Genomic DNA, 17,164 nt, shown 5'->3' with positions numbered 1-17,164 from the left:
TAGCCATCTGAAAAATTTGTGGGTTATGTGTTATTCTCGTTAAGGCTACGTACAAGGCAGCATTAAAAACGAGTATTCCAATTATTATCCCGAAGCTGAAAGAGAAGATTATGATGAGCAGCGAAGCCAAAATGGAAACCATCATTAACGCAAACAGGGAAATAGGCAGCCCAAAAATGACCGCCCGTTTCCTAATGTTTTTATAGACCTCGAAGCGTTTCATCTATACTACGATTCCTATTAGGTATGTGAAGATGCCGACAACTGCGCCAGCAATCAAAACAAACACTAGCACTCTGGTAATCCCTTTTTTAAGGTCTGCATTTTCCCCAAAGAAATGCCCTGCATTAAACAGGAAACCAACTAAAAAAATGACACCAAGTAAAATTGGAAAGATGGTACGTATGGTATCGCCCACATCATTAACGGAATCTTCAATGCCACCAATTTGTGCAAAAAGTGATGTTGAGAGCAACGATAAAAAAGTTGCTAAATAGATTGATTTTTTCATAATAAAACTGTTTAAATTTTTATTCATTTTCTCTTTCTGAAATTTACATATATTTGTACATAAATAACTGATAATCAAATATTTGTGAAAAAAATATTATTTGAAATCCATTGAATTTAATTACTATTATTTGGCATCAAATTCTATGATTTTTTGAATGGAAATTGTTGATAACCTAAAAACTGAAAATGAAAAAAGTGCTCAAAAACGTCAGTTTTGTCTTTTTGCTTCTAAAAATGTGTATCGTTTTGGGACAAGAGACAAGTACTAAAAAACGAATTATAATTGATGTTGGACACGGTGGAAAAGATACCGGTGCGATAGGCATAAATAAAATCCAAGAAAAGGATGTTGTATTGGATATAGCGAATGCCATTTTGAAGCTGAATAATAAATTAGATACCCCTTTGGATATTTATTTAACCAGGTATACTGATACACTCATTTCGTTATCGGATAGAGCAAAACTGGCCAAAGCTCTAAAAGCCGATTTGTTTGTGTCGCTGCATTGCAATCATTCAGATAATCCAGATGCAAGAGGGATAGAAGTTTATGCTTCACAAAAGGGAACAAATAATTCCAAAGAATCTATTTATACAGGTTATCAAATTGAAAAAGCACTTTGCAAAGCCATAGGATATAAAAGTAGAGGAGTGAAGTTTGCAAATTTTCAGGTACTACGTGAAACTATTGACTATTGTACTTCGGTTCTTTTGGAACTGGGTTTTTTGAGTAATAGGGATGAAAGCAGTTATATTTCTGCTTTTAAGAATATCAAATTAATTGCCTTAGTCATTTTATTATCTATTAAAAACTAATACTATTATGAAAGATATATTTTTAGAGTTGACAAAAAGTTTAAAAGCTATTGTACTACAATTTATTGCAGAAGTAGTTTTATTATATAAGTCTTTTAGAAACTAGACTACTGCCATTTGTTTCTAGCAGTTCTATTAATCAAATAATTGCTATATTAAATATTATATATTTAAGTGTTTGCTTAAATAATAAAATAATGTAACTTTGCTTTATGGACAATAATTCTTGCATAAGACAACAAGCCGATTTAGAACAAATTAATCGTTGCAAAGACACGGTTTCGGAATTAAACGAATCGTTCGACTATTTGGCGAATGGACTTTCATTAGTTGGGAATAGCGTAAGACTTAAAGTACTATACCTACTCTTTGAAGAAGATAGGCTTTGCGTTTGTGATTTAAGTGATATTCTTGGAATGAATATTTCGGCCATTTCCCAGCATTTGAGAAAAATGAAAGACCGAAATCTATTAGAAACCGATAGAGAAGCCCAAACGATTTATTACTCATTGACCGCTGAATATGAAAAACTACTCAATCCGTTTTTCGCAATACTTGATAAGAACAAAGTTTTAGAAGCAATATGAAAAGTGAAAATAAATTAATTGGAGCAGGCTTGCTAACTGCAATTACAGCTTCCTTATGCTGTATTACGCCTGTTTTGGCTCTTATCGCAGGAACAAGTGGGATTGCTTCAACATTCTCTTGGATAGAACCTTTTAGACCTTACCTAATCGGGCTTACAATTTTAGTTCTTTGTTTTGCCTGGTATCAAATGCTAAAGCCTAAAAAGGAAATCGATTGTGAATGTGAGACAGACGAAAAACCAAAATTCACACAGTCCAAAACTTTTTTAGGAATTATAACTGTATTTGCAATAGTAATGTTGGCATTTCCATACTATTCAGGAATTTTTTACCCAGACACGGCAAAACACATTATCGTAGTAGATAAATCGGATATTAAAACAACTGAATTTAAAATTAGTGGAATGACCTGTGCGGGTTGTGAGGAACACGTAAACCACGAAGTAAATAAACTCAGCGGAATCGTGAGCTCAAAAGCATCATACGAAAGTGGAAATGCAATCATTGAATTTGATAAAACCAAGACCAATGAAGCGGAAATTGAGAAAGCAATTAATTCTACAGGTTATAACGTGACCGACAAAAAAGAAAAATAATGGAAACTATATTGACATCTGAAATAACTTGCCCAAACTGCGGACATAAAAAAGTAGAAGAAATGCCAACGGAATCTTGTCAATTCTTTTATGAATGTGAGAGTTGCAAAACGGTTCTAAAACCAAATGAAGGAGATTGTTGTGTTTATTGTTCTTACGGAACTGTGCCTTGTCCGCCGATTCAAGAAAACAAAAGTTGCTGCTGAAAAGACAATACTCTAAAAAATGATATATTAGGAAAATGCAAACGGAAGAAGAAATCCTAAAAATAAAAAAAGTAAAAAACACCGCAGTACGAATGGTTGTTCTGCGCCATCTTTTAAGCCTAGAAAAAGCTCAATCATTAAAGGATATTGAAAATGCGCTGCCCTATACGGATAGAAGTTCTATTTTCAGAACACTAAAAACATTTGAGGAAAACAAAGTTATCCACAGCATTGAAGATGGCTCTGGAATGACCAAATATGCAGTTTGTGCGGAAGGCTGTAACTGCGACCCAAAAGATTTGCACTATCATTTTTATTGTACTAACTGCGACAAAACGTTTTGTCTTTTCGACGTTCCTATTCCCAATATTCAACTTCCAAAAAATTTCAAGTTGCAACAAGCAAATATGGTCGTGAAAGGCCTGTGCGACAACTGCAACAGATAATCTTTGCAATCGAGTTGCGGTAAATGCTAAATACATTTGCAATATTCTTAAAAACCAGAATAAGCAAATGAAAAAAGTATTTTTAAACACATTATTTTTAATGTTATCAATTATATCATTCGCACAAACGAGTGATATTTCCATTTCTGTGAGCGATGCCGAAACAGATGGGCCATTATTGGGAGCGACTGTATATTTTGAAGAATTAGAGAAAGGAGCAGTAACAGATTTTGACGGAATTACCACATTTACAGAAATCCCAAATGGAAACCAAACCGTAAAAATTTCATATGTAGGTTTTAAAACCATTGAAACCACTATTGAGGTTGGCACAAAAAAAGAGTTCTCTTTCAAGCTCGAATCGGGAGGAAATGAATTGGATGAAGTCGTAATACAATCTTCAAGAAGTACACGAACTGTTAGAAAAATACCTACGAGAATAGAATTTATAGGTGCGGAAGAATTAGGCGAAAAAGCAGTAATGAATCCGACTAATATTTCAATGGTGCTTCGTGAAAGTACCGGAATACAAATGCAACAAACCTCGTTAAGTAGTGGAAACACCAATATTAGAATTCAAGGTCTCGATGGACGTTATACACAACTTTTAAGAGACGGATTTCCTTTGTATGGTGGATTTTCAAGTGGTTTGAGTATTTTACAAATTCCGCCTCTAGACCTACAACAATTTGAGATAATAAAAGGAAGTTCTTCTACACTTTATGGAGGAGGGGCTATTGCGGGTTTAATAAATATGGTATCAAAAACACCTGATGAAGAACCATCTTTGGATATTATGCTAACTCAAACACAAGCGTTGGGTAGTACAGCAAATGTCTTTTATAGTAAGCGAAATGAAAAATTTGGAGTTTCATTATACAGTTCTGGTCATTACCAAAAAGCGTATGACCCAGAAGATGATGGTTTCAGCAATCTACCAAAAACAACTTCGTTATCTTTTAACCCCAAATTCTTTTATTATCCTTCAGAAAAAACAACTTTTTGGATAGGTTTAAATGGAACTTATGACGACAGAATTGGTGGAGACATTACAAAAATTGAAAGTGGCGAAAATGGGATTCATCAATATACCGAAGAAAATCTTTCTAAAAGATTGACCAGTCAGGCTGTTTACGAAACACAGATAGATTCGGTCAGTTCATTGAACATCAAGAATAGCATCTCATTTTTCGATAGAAAACTATCTATTACCGATTTCAGTTTTGACGGCAAACAAACCAATACATTCACAGAAATCAACTATCAAAAGGCATCCAAAAAAACCGATTGGATTTTTGGTGCAAATTTATACACATCTAATTTTGATGAAAATGATAATGCGACATTACAACGAGACCAATCAGACGTTACTTATGGAGCATTTGTAAACAACATTTACGACGTTTCAGATAGTTGGATTTTAGAAACAGGATTAAGAGCAGACTACAATACAGATTTCGGTTTTTTTCCACTTCCAAGAGTTTCCTTGCTTTACAAGAACGACAGCGGATTTTCGAGCAGAATTGGTGGTGGATTAGGTTATAAAATTCCAGATATTTTCACCGAAGAGGCGGAATATATCAGTTTTGAAAATGTACTTGCTATAGATAAATCTGCTTTAAAGGCAGAACGTTCCTATGGTGTCAATTTTGATGTGAATTACCAAACAAGGTTATTCGATGTGGTAGGTTTTAGTGTTAACCAACTCTTCTACGTTTCAGCTATTAACAACGGGCTATTATTAAACTCAACAGACGATGGATTTTTTATGTTTGAAAATGCAACCGATAAAATAATAAGCAAGGGAGCGGAAACCAATATTAAATTTACGTACAAGGATTTTAGATGGTTTTTAAACTATGCACTCATTGATACAAAGCTGAACTATTTGGCAGGAAATCCGCAAAAACCGCTCACAGCAAAACATAATGCAGGTAGCGTTTTAATGTACGAATCTGATAAATGGCGCATAGGTTATGAAACTTTTTACACAGGAAAGCAGTTTTTGTCTAATGGCACAGAAACCACGGATTTTATAACTATGGGATTGCTTTTAATGCGCAATTTCAAATGGGGAACAACCTTTGTAAATTTTGAAAACTTTACAGACAGAAGACAAAGTAGGTTTTCACCTTTGGTTTTGCCACCACACGACAATCCAGAATTTCCAGAAATTTATGCGCCTACGGACGGTTTTATTTTTAGTGTAGGAGTAATTATTAAACCTTTTGGAAACGAAGATGAAGACTAAAATGAACAAAACGGTATTTGAAATTAGCAAGATGGATTGTCCTTCCGAGGAAAACCTAATCCGAATGAAACTGGACGGAATTCCAGAAGTTAAAAACCTTGACTTAGACATCGCTAAACGAAAACTGACCGTTTTTCACAACGGACAGGCAGACCAAATTGAAAAGTCGATTGACGAATTGAAATTAGGAGGAAAGAAAATTTCAACAGAACAAACCCACGAAACGGATTTTGATGAAAAAACAAGCCAAAAAAGGTTACTTTGGATTGTTCTTGCAATTAATTTCGCCTTCTTCATTATTGAAATGACGACAGGACTGATTTCAAAATCAATGGGATTAGTTGCGGATAGTTTGGATATGCTTGCGGATAGTTTTGTTTATGGAATTAGCTTGTTTGCGGTTGGAGGAACGTTGATTAAGAAAAAACGCATTGCAAAATTAGCTGGATATTTTCAAATAACACTTGCAATTATTGGATTTGTGGAAGTGTTGAGAAGATTTTTCGGAGCCGATAGGCTTCCCGATTTTTCGACAATGATTATCGTTTCAATTTTTGCACTTATTGCGAACGGCTTGTGCCTTTATATTTTGCAAAAGTCCAAAAGCAAAGAAGAGGCACATATGAAAGCGAGTATGATTTTTACTTCTAATGATGTCATTATTAATTTAGGGGTTATAACCGCAGGAGTTTTGGTCAATTGGCTAAATTCTAATAAACCTGATTTGATTATCGGAACAATCGTATTTGTCTTGGTAATTCAAGGTGCTTTTAGAATTTTAAAACTTGGTAAGTAATTTATTCTACTTTCTCTTATCCCCAGCCCGCTTGTCAAAAGCAATCAAATTAAACAGTTCTCGCATTCTGCTACGAACGCGATTACCATAGCGTTCTTCTAGTTCCTCGGCATTCAGATTAGTTGTAGCGTGGGTTTTCATTTTATGTTTGGTCTCAAGGTAAAGTTCGTATCGGGAAAGTAATACTTCGCCCATCACGTTTAAATCTTTACCATAAAATCTTCCTGCAGGTTCAATACCCAAATCATCAAAGCAATAGAATTTGGTACTGCCATAATCTTCAATAGTCTTAAAGCCTAGGTGGTTAAAGCTAAAAGCAACATTCCTGCACGGAATCATTTCGTACGGTCGTTGTAGCGGTACGATGTGTCGCAATAATTTCATTAAACTTGTTTTTCCACAGCCTACGGGTCCAGAAAGCAAAATGCCTTTGTCAATGTCTATTCCATACTTTTCACAATTGTCCTTATCCTTGATAAAATAGTGGCAGAGCTTTCGGATGATTGTGATATCTTCATCGTAAATTCTGAAATTTTTTCCGAATAATTGTCGGCCTTTGGCATTCAAGTAAATCAAGATTTTATCAAAATCGTAGAGAACACTTTTGCCATCAAATTTTCCTAGCGAATATTCCACGCCACCTTCGTTAATTTTAGAGGGGTTGTCCATAGTCTTTGTTTTTAGTGGTTCGCAAGTTGTCCTTGATTTGGGACGCCTCTTTAAAGTTTGGTTTGTTTTCCTCAGCGAAAAGTTCGGTTCTATCCATCCAATTTGTAGCTACTGCGCGCCAATCTCTAATCGCTTTTCCGTCGCTAGTTTGCCAATTACGAGTTTCATAGTGTTTATAGAATTTTTTTCCTTCATCAGCATTAATACCTTTTTCAATAAAAAAATCAATAATGGCCTGCCAGCCCTTTGGTTGTTTTATATTGTTTACTTGTTTGGTATTGTTTATAGTAGATACTAATGCTTGTCCACCTATGGGAGGGTGCAAGTCCACAGCTTGTCCGTTTATGGGATGGTGCTGTCCCGTAAGCGGTACACCATTGGGACGGTACTGTTCCGCAACCTGTTCTAATATGGGACTGTACCGTCCCATATCCGGTTCATCACTTGTCCCGATAATGGACATCTTGATTTTACTGCCCTTATATGGATTGTTGGAAGGAAAGTAGCTTAGATAGTCCCAAGCATTTAAATCGGTCACACATCTGTGGTATGTGGATTTTGAGCCTATTTTAGACGCAAGCATCAAATCCCTGCGGTTCACGTAAAATTCATCCGCAAATCTAGAGCTGTTCCATTCTTGGAACAGCGCCATATACAAACTGATATGTGTAGGATTGAGCCGGTCATCAAAAAAGAACTTTTCAAAAGCCGCATTGAGTAGCTTTATATAGTTCATCGCCTAAGAATTAAGACCGTGCTGCACTCGGTTGGCGGTCATTATCGTTTGAATTTCTTCAGAATCATAGTAAATGATTCCCCCAACTTTGGTGTAAGGCAATGTACCATTGATACGTAGGTTTTGTAAGGTGCCTGGACTTACTTGTAATAAATCCATAACCTCGGAAGATTTGAGGTATTTCTTGAGCTTTCCCTTGGCCTGATTGGTCAATAGTTTTTTAATGTCATCGAGTAATTCTAGTTTGAATTCCCGAAGGTCGTCTGTGGTAATAATACTTGTCGGCATAATAAAACGGGTTTAATGGTGAGGGACTATCTGAGTTTGAACTTTTAATTGATAGCCCCTGACCTGATTTGACTTTCGTTCTACAAATTTGAATAGGTTTATCGGATTTTATTCCCCAGTACGACCGTAGTACGGGCAAAATTTAACATATTGAAATTTGATATGTTCTGTAGTGTTTTGAAGGTCATAAAATAGAAATCACACGCCAAATCATAGTAAAATAAATGAAAAAAGTTTTCAAAATCGAAAGACCGTAGGTCTACCGTAGTACGGTCTTATTTTAACATTTTAAAATTGAGTTTAAGGAAATCATTAAAGGCTTATTCTTCGCTCTTTTTTATTTCGATTTGAAGTGCTATCGAAAGGTCGTCAAGAAAAAGAGTTCTACTATTTTTCCGATTTTTAATGTCCTGAAAAGTTTTGTAAATGTCTTTTGGCTCAAAATCGAATACCTGCTGCAATCGCTTAGAAACTTTCATTATACTTTGATTATCCTGCTTGCCTAAACCTTTTGCACAAAGGGCATAGACCAATTCTACCCAATCCGTATTAGAAAACGGCCACCGGATTTTTTGAAAAGATGTAGCTGAAGTTAAAGGGACATTTGAACCATTCTGAATTCGAGTTTTTTTTTCATCCAGATAAATTATCAGAGAATTGAACGCCTTGAACTTTCCTAAAAGCATATCTCTTGGTGTGCAAAATTCTGGGTCTTGAAAATAGAATTTTGAGGTAATAATGCGAAAAGTGTTCATATGGTCTCTTGTATAATACTCTTTATCAAAATGAACTGCTTCAGAATTAATATAACGCCCAAAATCGATATTATACAAGAAGAAACGATTGAGTTTGTTGATTTTCTTTTTGATATATTTTAACTGATTATTTTTACCCGCCTTCGGGAACTGTGTTTCAAAAGAATGTATCTCTGAAAAATAAATTAGTGCTGTTAGCGGAATTTGCTTGGTTTCCTTAAAGAATGTTATTTCGTCCTTGATGGTATTAAATCCTTCTCTAAGAATTTCTTTCTTAAAGGTGCTGAGTAAACTGCTGCATAGTGCGATGGATTGATACGCCCTTTCCAAGATGTCATCATTTTGAATTCTAACATCATCCAAATCTTTTATCAGCTTTTTTGATAATAATTGTAAATTCATAAGAAGGCGTATTAAAAGTGTAAAACATATTAACGTGTTTTAATTAAAGGTTTCAAAAAGGATATTTTTGTGATTTAAACTAGATTAAATCGCACCCATATTCTAAAAAAATCAAGTTTTGCAAGGGTTGTAATGGAATTCTTGTTAATTTACTTTTTTAGTAAAATAAAGTCAAGAAAATGTGACGTACTTAATTACGGAATATACCGTATTTTTCTACGGAACTACAGTCATTTACTGTAAACACTAGGTTTGAAGTCTTTGGTAGCTATTACTTTTTCTTCCGGAATCGTTTTAAAAATTCAGTTCTATTTTTCACGCCACTCTTTTTAAAAATATTGGAAGCGTGTTTTGATACTGTACTTTCAGCGATGAATAAATCTTTAGCGATATTTTTGTAGCTCAAGTTACTTTAAATGGAAACTGCAACCTCGATTTCACGCCGGGTCAAATCTTCATAGATAATCTTATTCTTTATTAATTCGGTTCTATGCTTTTTCTTCAACGCAAAAACCTGATACATCCTGTTCTTGTTTTCGATAAAATAAAGATACCTGTCGATTTCTATGGTCGTAATGGCGTAAAATGCAATATTCATTACGCTAAATGTAAGCCATTGATAATCGCCTATCAGCGTGCAAACGGGAAGCAATGCAATACTTGATGCGCCAATTAATGAAAGTTTGTTCCTTCTCAAGATAACAGGCTTAGGATTATTTGGTATTGATATTCGACGATAGAAAATGGCTAGAAAAACGAAGGCAATTATCGAAATCGGAATTGAAAAAAAAAGTCTTGCCGAATTAAGATTGTCCGTTAGTGAATAAGGAATTATAAATAATATTAAAAAACAGACTGCTACCATTATAGCAACATTCCGAACAGATGATTTAAAGGATAGAACTACTATATCGTATTCTTTATATAAGTGGTATATAATGAAAACGCAAAGGGCAATGGCCACGCTATAGGTAACGATATATTGAAGAATAATTGGACCTGGTAAGCTATCTACAGGAAGTAAACCGCCTGTAATATTGTATGTAATAAAAAGTAAGCCTAGACTGATAAAACGTTCAAGGCTCCTACAGTTCTGTTTTCTAGAAGCGTAAATTGCAAACAATACAATAAACGTATCTAGCAATAGATAGAAAAACGTTGTCCAATGTATAGATGTACCAAACATTTATAATGTTACTATTCATTATGCTCAAATTTGTTGGTTTCTAAGTTTTTTGAAACATTGTTCCAATGAAATACTTTTCCGTTCATAGCAATATAAACATCTGGCTTTAGAAATTGTAGTGAGCTAATTGCATACCCTAAATTAAATGGGGCATCCGTATTAGCAGACGACCCTAAAATGAAAGACCCAACTAAAACTATAGTTTTGCCAATATTGAGCTTTCCTATATAGTTTGCGGTAGCTTCCATCGTGAAAGTACCGTGTGTAATTAATACTTTGGTCGCATTAGTTCCAATTATCTTACTGACAAGCAATTCAAGGTCATTTTCAGTAATAGCTCGACTATCCTTTTTAAAGATACTTTCGATGGTATATTCAAAGTCAACATTTGCACTATCTAAAAAGTCTTTAATTGTTATATTAGTTTCTGTAACACCTTGGTCATTTTCATAATCCAAACCTTCGATTGTGCCGCCCGTTGTGAATATATGTATCATAATTAATTGTCATTGTAATACTTTTAAAGTTAACCGAAATATTTTATAATGGTTTTGAGGGGATTTAATGTAGATAAATTTTAAGATTAAACATACAAGTATGATTAGAAATTAATGACACTATCAAGCGCATCATCAGTATCTTTATTGATGAAGTTTGCTTGGTAGCGTATTGTTGTGGTCACCGAAGAATGACGATATAATTTTTGTAACATTTGAATTGGTATTTTATCCCCAGAAATATTTCCGAAACTATGTCGAGCTATATGCATACTTATGTTTTTAGTTATGCCTAGTTGCTTTGCTGCAATTTTTAGCCTTCTGTTTAGGTTTCTGGTAATGGATTGTGTCCTTTTTGAAACTTCCTCGGTATTATTTAGGTCTATATGATTTAATTGAGGAAACACCAATCCGTTGCTTTCTGATTCATCCTTATAATTTTCGATTATTTCAATTGCTTTTTCAGGAACCTTTAGAGAAACCAGTTTGCTATTTTTATTCATTCTATAAAGTAGCCTACCATCATTAAAATCCGACCATTTTAGTTGAAGTACATCCCCAACTCGTATGCCAGCGAAATAAAAACTAATAAGCCAAATATGAATTGCCTTTTGTTGGGCTTCCGTTATACCTTGCGCATTTTCAAGTTTTTGTATTTCATCGGCGGTAAACCCTATTTTTTGAGATTCAGGAATTCTAATGGTCATCTTACCTTTCCCAAAAGGATACAACCCTCTATCTACAATAGATTCTGAAATAGCTAAATTATAAATGGTTCTTATAAGAATCAGATAATTCACAACAGTTCTAGGCGATAGGTTTTTGCGATGTAATAAGTGTGTTTCAAACTTCTTTAGGATTGTAACGTCCAGCTTGTTAAAAGGAAGTGAATCCTTACCTAGAAACTCTTTAAACTTTTTCAATCGACCAAATTCCGTATCGTACTGATGGTGTTTGTTTCTGTTCTTAAGATTTTGAAGATGCATATCTGCAACCGTAAAAAAGTCTAAACCCTTCTTCTTAATTATTTTATTTCTTATTTCTGAAACAGTTTCATACTCAGATTTCATTTCCGATTTGAGAACCTTGTCATTTGCTTCGGCTAGCTTACCTGTTATAAAATTGTTGAGGACTTTGGAGTTAGGGTGGGATTTTCTAACATTACGATTCCTTTCATCCCAAAACTTTTCATCGATGTATTGACCCGTATTTAGAAAGGTGCTTTTACGGTCTTTTGTGATTCGAATAGCAATAGGAAGCTGTCCAGCTTTGTTTTTTTTCTTTCTCGTAACTGCTCTAATTGTTGCCATATCGAATTTATTAAATCTTCAGTATAAAGGTAATCATTTTGGGTACAACATAGGTACAACATTTGTTGATTTCGTTTGATATTATTTGATACCAAATTATATTAATTTTTAATTAAATAATTGAATATCAGTATGTTTATATTATTATGATGCATTAGTATCAAAAACTCATAACCCGAAGGTCGCTGGTTCGAGTCCAGTCCCCGCTACTAAAAAAAAAGCCACTGAAAATTCAGTGGCTTTTTTTATCCAAAATTTTACTCATTCAATTTTTTACGAACTGTTGACCAAAAGGATAATAACGTAGCCGTTGTTTTTTTAGAAAGATCTGCTAATAGGGTCATGTTGGTTACAAACACCTCTTTAGAATCATAATAATGAGAAGCATCTACCGGGGCATAAAGTGCCATATCCCAATTGGGAAAATATCTTTGATCTGAAGTACCTTGCCATAAAAGATCCAAAGTGTGGTGTCTGTTATCTTTTTCTATTTTACCGAATAAATCCATTACATCGTTCTTTTCACCTTCCAAAATCTGAACAATACTTTCTTCAAAATAGACCAGGCATCCGGTTATATTCCGAGCGTTATTTCTCTTTCGTGCATCAATGAGAATGTTCTCAATTTGATCAATTGTTAATTCAGGTGCTATTTTTGATTGGTAGGTTAGTTGAAACATTTATTCAATAAAGTATGTTTAGCACATTAAGTTAATAAAAAAGTTCATGCATTTTGCCAATCTCTTAAAAAAGCGGTCTGCTATAATTTTCCAATAGTCAACAACTCTCCCCACTGGGTAGTATATCTAGGGCTCCTGTGTTCTTTTATCAATGCCCATTCTTTAGTTCTGTTCCCTACGGTGGCTACCTTAATTTTGTTTTTACCAAATTTGCCGTTTAAATCATCAATGACACTGGTAATTACATCACTTTCACTTTTATGTGGTTTATTGAACAAATTTGTCTGCACCTCATTTTGGCGTACCAATTGCGTTAGGTTTACGCCTACTTTTTTGTACCTATAGCCTGGTTTATAAATTTCTCGCAAACCTTTAAGTGCTTCTTTCGTTAACCTAATAGTGCTATCGGTCGGTGTGTCTAGCGTTATGATCGTCTTATTTCTATACTGCTTATCTATAGCACTATGTTGATTGGTCTGTAATGAAATTTCTAATTGAGCCGCAAGACTTTGTTGCTGTCTTAGCAGATCGGCCACTTCGGCTACATAATAACTGCAAGCTTCTTCTATAAGCGAATAATCGGTCAGCTTGAAACCGAACGACTTTGCCGTGCCTATACCTTTTTTAGCATTGGCTTCCGTTTCTAGAACTAAACAAGGTATATTATTAAGTTCTCGCCAAAGACGTTCGCCTATAACCGTCATTTCTTTCCTAACCCAGGCCACTGGCATATTGGCAAAATCCAACGCTGAATGAATGCCATTGTTTTGAAGCCGAATTGCATGTTTCTTACCAATGCCCCAAATATCCTTCACTTGAAGATTTAGCAGTAAATGGTGTCTCTTTTTTTCACTATCCACTACATATACATTATTGTTTTTAGGTATTTTCTTGGCGTACTTATTCGCCAATTTTGATAGTGATTTTGTCTTTGCAATACCCACACCCACAGGTATACCTGTATTTTTATATACCGTATCTTTTATTGTATGTGCAGTTGCCGTGTAATCATCTAGCCTAAGACATCCCAAATCTACCCAACTTTCATCAATGCTGTATTCTTCCACTCTGGGTGAAAAGGTCATCAAGGTATCCATCACTCTTCTTGACATATCACTGTAAAGCGTATAATTCGATGAAAAATAGGTGACATTATTTTCATCCAGCAACTTTCGTATTTTAAAAATAGGCTGAAACATGGGAATATCCGTCAGAGCTTTTGCTTCCTTGTTCGCAGCAATTACGCATCCGTCGTTATTACTTAAAACAACTACCGGTTTATTAATTAAATCTGGTCTAAAGACCTGTTCGCAAGAGGCATAAAAACTATTACAATCTACCAATGCTATCATAAAACCGCTTTAATTATATATGTTATTGTTCCCCAAATATTCATTTCAAGATTATGTTCTTTTGCTATACGTACTATCTTAAAACTATCGTCTACCGTTGCTAGCACTAACTGGTTTTTTTTAGGGCTTAAAGATTTATCTACAATAAGTACATCATTGGTAACTACGTTATACTCTTTAAATTCATCATCGACCACCCTTATGTAAAAAGTTGAAGACGAATTGGTGACCAAAACTTCATTTAAATCTATACGAGGTTCACTGTAATGTGTAGCCGGACTGGAAAAACCTGTCTGCGTAGGGCTTTTAACCCTATGGTTGTTTCCTGACTTTTTAATTAAACGATTATCTAAATCATTCATTATTATATGATTACATTATTATTCTTTGCGCTCTCTTACCCAAAAATCATTAGGTACATTCCAAAAACCCAAAACGGGCATAATTTTAAAAACCACTCGGGATGGATACCTGTAGTATAGATAAATATCATGTGTGTCAGTTTCATATTCCACAAAGAAACCATCCATAGAAATCGGTTTTTGCTCTATTAGCCCTAAATCCTTTAATGCACATTCATAGCGCTCTTTCCCTATCTCTTTGAGCAGGGCCTTAATACGCTTAATATCATAATTTCTAAATACTGTTTTGGACATGCTCCAAATTTCAGGATATATTCCAAATAATTTAATGTATTTTTGAAAATATTATTAACAATGACGATAAAATAAAAAAACCACCTCAAGGCGAGGTGGTTATCCAAATCCAATCAATAACCCTTTAAATAAATTGAAGGGACTCAAAAACTTAATCAATGCTACAAAAGTACGTATGGTTACGAATGATTTTCGGTAAATTTTTAACGTAAAAGAATTAAATCTATGTGCTCAATAAAGCTATTAAATACTTAATGCGAGTTAACTTTATGTACAAAAGCATACTAATTTACAATCACCGTATAGCTTTGACCTCATGAACAGGGCTATTCTAAAAACTTCAATTTAACTACAACACTAAATGAGTTTAAAAGAAGAATTAAACAAGCAACAGTTAAAAGCGGTTGAATTTTCAGGTAAACATCTGTTGGTATTGGCAGGTGCAGGTACCGGAAAAACACGCACAATTATTGCAAGGGCCGCTTATTTGATAGAAAACGGAGCAAATCCGTCAAAAATTCAGATTCTTACATTTACCAAAAAAGCGGCAAATGAAATTGTAGAACGTGTAAAGGCTAGTTTACCACAATCCAATGGGCGCGCTATGAGCGGTGCTACCTTTCATTCTTGGTGCAATCAACTGATCATTAAATACCCCAACTTATTCGGTGCCGCTAATTTTACGGTCATTGACCCGGATGACCAATTGGGATTGATGAAAATGGTCTGCGGTAGTCATAGCGAAGTTTATGGTAAGCTACGTATTAAACCTCAACAATTATTAGATGTCTATTCTTATGCCAGAAATACCAAAAAGAATTTAACCGAATCTATACGCACGTTACTCTACAAGGGTAAAGAAGATAAGGATACCGATTATGAAATAACCGCAATGAAGCCCAATGTAGAACTACTACTAAGGGCATATCAAAAAAAGAAAATGGAACAACATTATCTTGATTATGATGACCTGTTATTGGTAGTTTCTACACAACTAAAGTCTAACCCAGAGGCCAGAAAGCTCTTATCTCAAGACCTTGATTATCTACTGGTGGACGAAATGCAGGATACCAACCCACTGCAATGGGAACTACTTTACCCGTTCATAGATATCTGTAGTTTGTTCTGTGTTGGCGATGATGCGCAATCTATCTATTCTTTTAGAGGTGCAGATTTTAGAAATGTTCATCTGTTCAAAGATCGTGTACCCAATTCAGAAGTTTACAAACTTGAAAAGAATTACCGCTCTACGCAAGAGATACTGGACATCTCTAATTGGTTATTGGGTAAATCGCCAATAGATTACAATAAACAATTACAGAGTGTACGGGGAAGCGGAGAAGTACCTAAATTACTGAATGTAAGCGATGAATGGCAAGAGGCGAATTGGGTAGCAGATGAGATTTTAAAAAATTATACAGATGAAGACCGTAAGTTTTCGGACCACTTAATTTTATCGCGTTCCCAATATTACACCAAGACATTACAGGCGGTTTTCATAAGACGAAAAATACCGTACGTTACCTACGGAGGCCGTAAATTTTTACAAGCAGCACATATTAAAGATCTTGTTTCTTTGTTACGTATAGTCAACAACCCTTATGATGAAATTGCTTGGGTACGGTTCTTGACCTTTTGGGAAGGAATAGGAGAAGTGAGAGCTTCCAGAATTATGGCAGTTATCATTGCCGATGAAGGTAAAACCGACATCCCCACACTATTACAGGGTGCCATACCCGGAAAAGATGGAATCAAAATTGCAGAACTTTATAATGCCGTACAAAAAGAGAAAGGCAAAGTGGGCAGAATGGTAGACATTGCCTATGATGCCATGTCACTAGGGCTAGCTTTCAGATATCGTAAAGATTGGATCGAGAAGCGCAAAGGAGACTTCCCTGTATTAAAACTTTTGGCGAACAGCTACGCCAGCCTAGGTGAATTTATTGGTGAAGGTTTATTGGACAATGCGGAAAAGATGAACGGCGCACCTGTTTTAAGCGAATCTCAATTAGAGACCGATGAAGAAAAAGACCATGTGGTCATATCCACTATCCACTCTGCAAAAGGATTGGAAGCGGATGTCTGTATTGTTTTGAATGTATCGCCAAAGGCATTTCCTTCCGCATGGTCTTTAGATGATGTAGATGCCATTGAAGAAGACCGTAGAGTACTGTATGTTGCACTAACACGTGCTAAGAATAGATTGATAATTACAAGAAATACCGCATCAATATCGGCAATTCACGGTAAATCCATTTCTGCCAATGTAGGACAGCAGACAGACGATGCAGAAACCTATTTTTTAACGGCTATACCTGAAAGATTGGTACAACAAGAGACCATTGGTCATGACTTTAAACCAGTTAAAGATGCTTCAACACCCAATGCTATAGACCTTTCTTCAGGAATGGATTTCAGCTAA

The 17,164-nt window shown here is 35.1% G+C and carries 21 protein-coding genes; 8 read left to right on the top strand and 13 right to left on the bottom strand.

The genetic code is table 11. From position 1 onward, the window contains the following. Positions 1-223 precede the first annotated feature (223 nt). Positions 224-511 carry a hypothetical protein gene (locus tag PXC01_RS04745; protein WP_073243663.1) on the bottom strand — a complete coding sequence of 96 codons (288 nt, stop codon included), beginning with the start codon at positions 509-511 and terminating at the stop codon, positions 224-226. Positions 512-699: 188 nt separating this feature from the next. On the opposite strand from PXC01_RS04745, the gene PXC01_RS04740 reads away from it, so the two are divergent. From PXC01_RS04740 to PXC01_RS04710, 7 genes are all read left to right on the top strand, one after another. After that, positions 700-1,329 (top strand): N-acetylmuramoyl-L-alanine amidase family protein, encoded by a 630-nt coding sequence (locus PXC01_RS04740; protein ID WP_276471204.1) that lies wholly within the window; start codon positions 700-702, stop codon positions 1,327-1,329. A 212-nt stretch (positions 1,330-1,541) separates the two neighbouring features. Further along, positions 1,542-1,916 (top strand): ArsR/SmtB family transcription factor, encoded by a 375-nt coding sequence (locus PXC01_RS04735; protein WP_073240405.1) that lies wholly within the window; start codon positions 1,542-1,544, stop codon positions 1,914-1,916. Next, positions 1,913-2,512, top strand: a complete 600-nt coding sequence (merTP, locus tag PXC01_RS04730) for a mercuric transport protein MerTP (RefSeq protein WP_073240406.1) — start codon at positions 1,913-1,915, stop codon at positions 2,510-2,512. The genes PXC01_RS04735 and merTP overlap by 4 nt, the downstream gene beginning before the upstream one ends. Next, positions 2,512-2,718 carry a GDCCVxC domain-containing (seleno)protein gene (locus PXC01_RS04725; protein WP_073240407.1) on the top strand — a complete coding sequence of 69 codons (207 nt, stop codon included), beginning with the start codon at positions 2,512-2,514 and terminating at the stop codon, positions 2,716-2,718. Before merTP ends, PXC01_RS04725 begins: the two co-directional genes overlap by 1 nt. A 35-nt stretch (positions 2,719-2,753) precedes the next feature. After that, positions 2,754-3,164, top strand: coding sequence for a Fur family transcriptional regulator (locus PXC01_RS04720; RefSeq protein ID WP_073240408.1), 411 nt, complete (start codon positions 2,754-2,756; stop codon positions 3,162-3,164). Positions 3,165-3,231: 67 nt separating this feature from the next. Further along, positions 3,232-5,415, top strand: coding sequence for a TonB-dependent receptor (locus PXC01_RS04715; protein WP_073240409.1), 2,184 nt, complete (start codon positions 3,232-3,234; stop codon positions 5,413-5,415). 1 nt (position 5,416) lies between these two features. Further along, positions 5,417-6,211, top strand: coding sequence for a cation efflux transmembrane domain-containing protein (locus PXC01_RS04710; RefSeq protein WP_073243665.1), 795 nt, complete (start codon positions 5,417-5,419; stop codon positions 6,209-6,211). 6 nt (positions 6,212-6,217) lie between these two features. Here PXC01_RS04710 and PXC01_RS04705 read toward each other — a convergent pair whose 3' ends face one another. From PXC01_RS04705 to PXC01_RS04650, 12 genes are all read right to left on the bottom strand, one after another. Beyond that, entirely contained in the window at positions 6,218-6,880 is a 663-nt protein-coding gene (locus tag PXC01_RS04705; RefSeq protein ID WP_073240410.1) for a P-loop NTPase family protein, read from the bottom strand. Next, positions 6,864-7,616 (bottom strand): hypothetical protein, encoded by a 753-nt coding sequence (locus PXC01_RS04700; protein WP_073240411.1) that lies wholly within the window; start codon positions 7,614-7,616, stop codon positions 6,864-6,866. The genes PXC01_RS04705 and PXC01_RS04700 overlap by 17 nt, the downstream gene beginning before the upstream one ends. A 3-nt stretch (positions 7,617-7,619) precedes the next feature. Continuing rightward, a complete protein-coding gene (locus PXC01_RS04695; protein WP_073240412.1) occupies positions 7,620-7,904 on the bottom strand; it encodes a helix-turn-helix domain-containing protein in 285 nt (94 codons plus the stop codon). 320 nt (positions 7,905-8,224) lie between these two features. After that, positions 8,225-9,061 (bottom strand): RteC domain-containing protein, encoded by an 837-nt coding sequence (locus tag PXC01_RS04690; RefSeq protein WP_073240413.1) that lies wholly within the window; start codon positions 9,059-9,061, stop codon positions 8,225-8,227. A 271-nt stretch (positions 9,062-9,332) separates the two neighbouring features. Next, positions 9,333-9,467, bottom strand: coding sequence for a response regulator transcription factor (locus PXC01_RS04685; RefSeq protein WP_276471203.1), 135 nt, complete (start codon positions 9,465-9,467; stop codon positions 9,333-9,335). Between the two features lie 6 nt (positions 9,468-9,473). After that, the gene (locus PXC01_RS04680) at positions 9,474-9,758 is read right to left on the bottom strand and encodes a hypothetical protein (RefSeq protein ID WP_276471202.1); all 285 of its coding nucleotides are present in this window, start codon (positions 9,756-9,758) and stop codon (positions 9,474-9,476) included. A gap of 500 nt (positions 9,759-10,258) precedes the next feature. Further along, entirely contained in the window at positions 10,259-10,744 is a 486-nt protein-coding gene (locus tag PXC01_RS04675) for an asparaginase domain-containing protein (RefSeq protein WP_073240415.1), read from the bottom strand. A gap of 104 nt (positions 10,745-10,848) precedes the next feature. Continuing rightward, positions 10,849-12,054, bottom strand: coding sequence for a site-specific integrase (locus PXC01_RS04670; protein WP_073240416.1), 1,206 nt, complete (start codon positions 12,052-12,054; stop codon positions 10,849-10,851). A gap of 257 nt (positions 12,055-12,311) precedes the next feature. Then, complete coding sequence (locus PXC01_RS04665) at positions 12,312-12,734, bottom strand: BLUF domain-containing protein (RefSeq protein WP_276471201.1); 423 nt, start codon at positions 12,732-12,734, stop codon at positions 12,312-12,314. An 80-nt stretch (positions 12,735-12,814) separates the two neighbouring features. Further along, positions 12,815-14,086, bottom strand: coding sequence for a Y-family DNA polymerase (locus PXC01_RS04660; RefSeq protein WP_276471200.1), 1,272 nt, complete (start codon positions 14,084-14,086; stop codon positions 12,815-12,817). Continuing rightward, complete coding sequence (locus tag PXC01_RS04655) at positions 14,083-14,448, bottom strand: S24 family peptidase (protein WP_276471199.1); 366 nt, start codon at positions 14,446-14,448, stop codon at positions 14,083-14,085. The genes PXC01_RS04660 and PXC01_RS04655 overlap by 4 nt, the downstream gene beginning before the upstream one ends. Before the next feature lie 18 nt (positions 14,449-14,466). Beyond that, positions 14,467-14,742, bottom strand: coding sequence for a hypothetical protein (locus tag PXC01_RS04650; RefSeq protein ID WP_276471198.1), 276 nt, complete (start codon positions 14,740-14,742; stop codon positions 14,467-14,469). Positions 14,743-15,103: 361 nt separating this feature from the next. Here PXC01_RS04650 and PXC01_RS04645 point away from each other — a divergent pair, with 361 nt between their 5' ends. After that, positions 15,104-17,164 carry an ATP-dependent helicase gene (locus tag PXC01_RS04645; RefSeq protein ID WP_276471197.1) on the top strand — a complete coding sequence of 687 codons (2,061 nt, stop codon included), beginning with the start codon at positions 15,104-15,106 and terminating at the stop codon, positions 17,162-17,164.

This window comes from Maribacter huludaoensis (assembly GCF_029350945.1).
GTDB lineage: Bacteria > Bacteroidota > Bacteroidia > Flavobacteriales > Flavobacteriaceae > Maribacter > Maribacter huludaoensis.
This window is presented reverse-complemented; position numbering and strand designations above follow the sequence as displayed.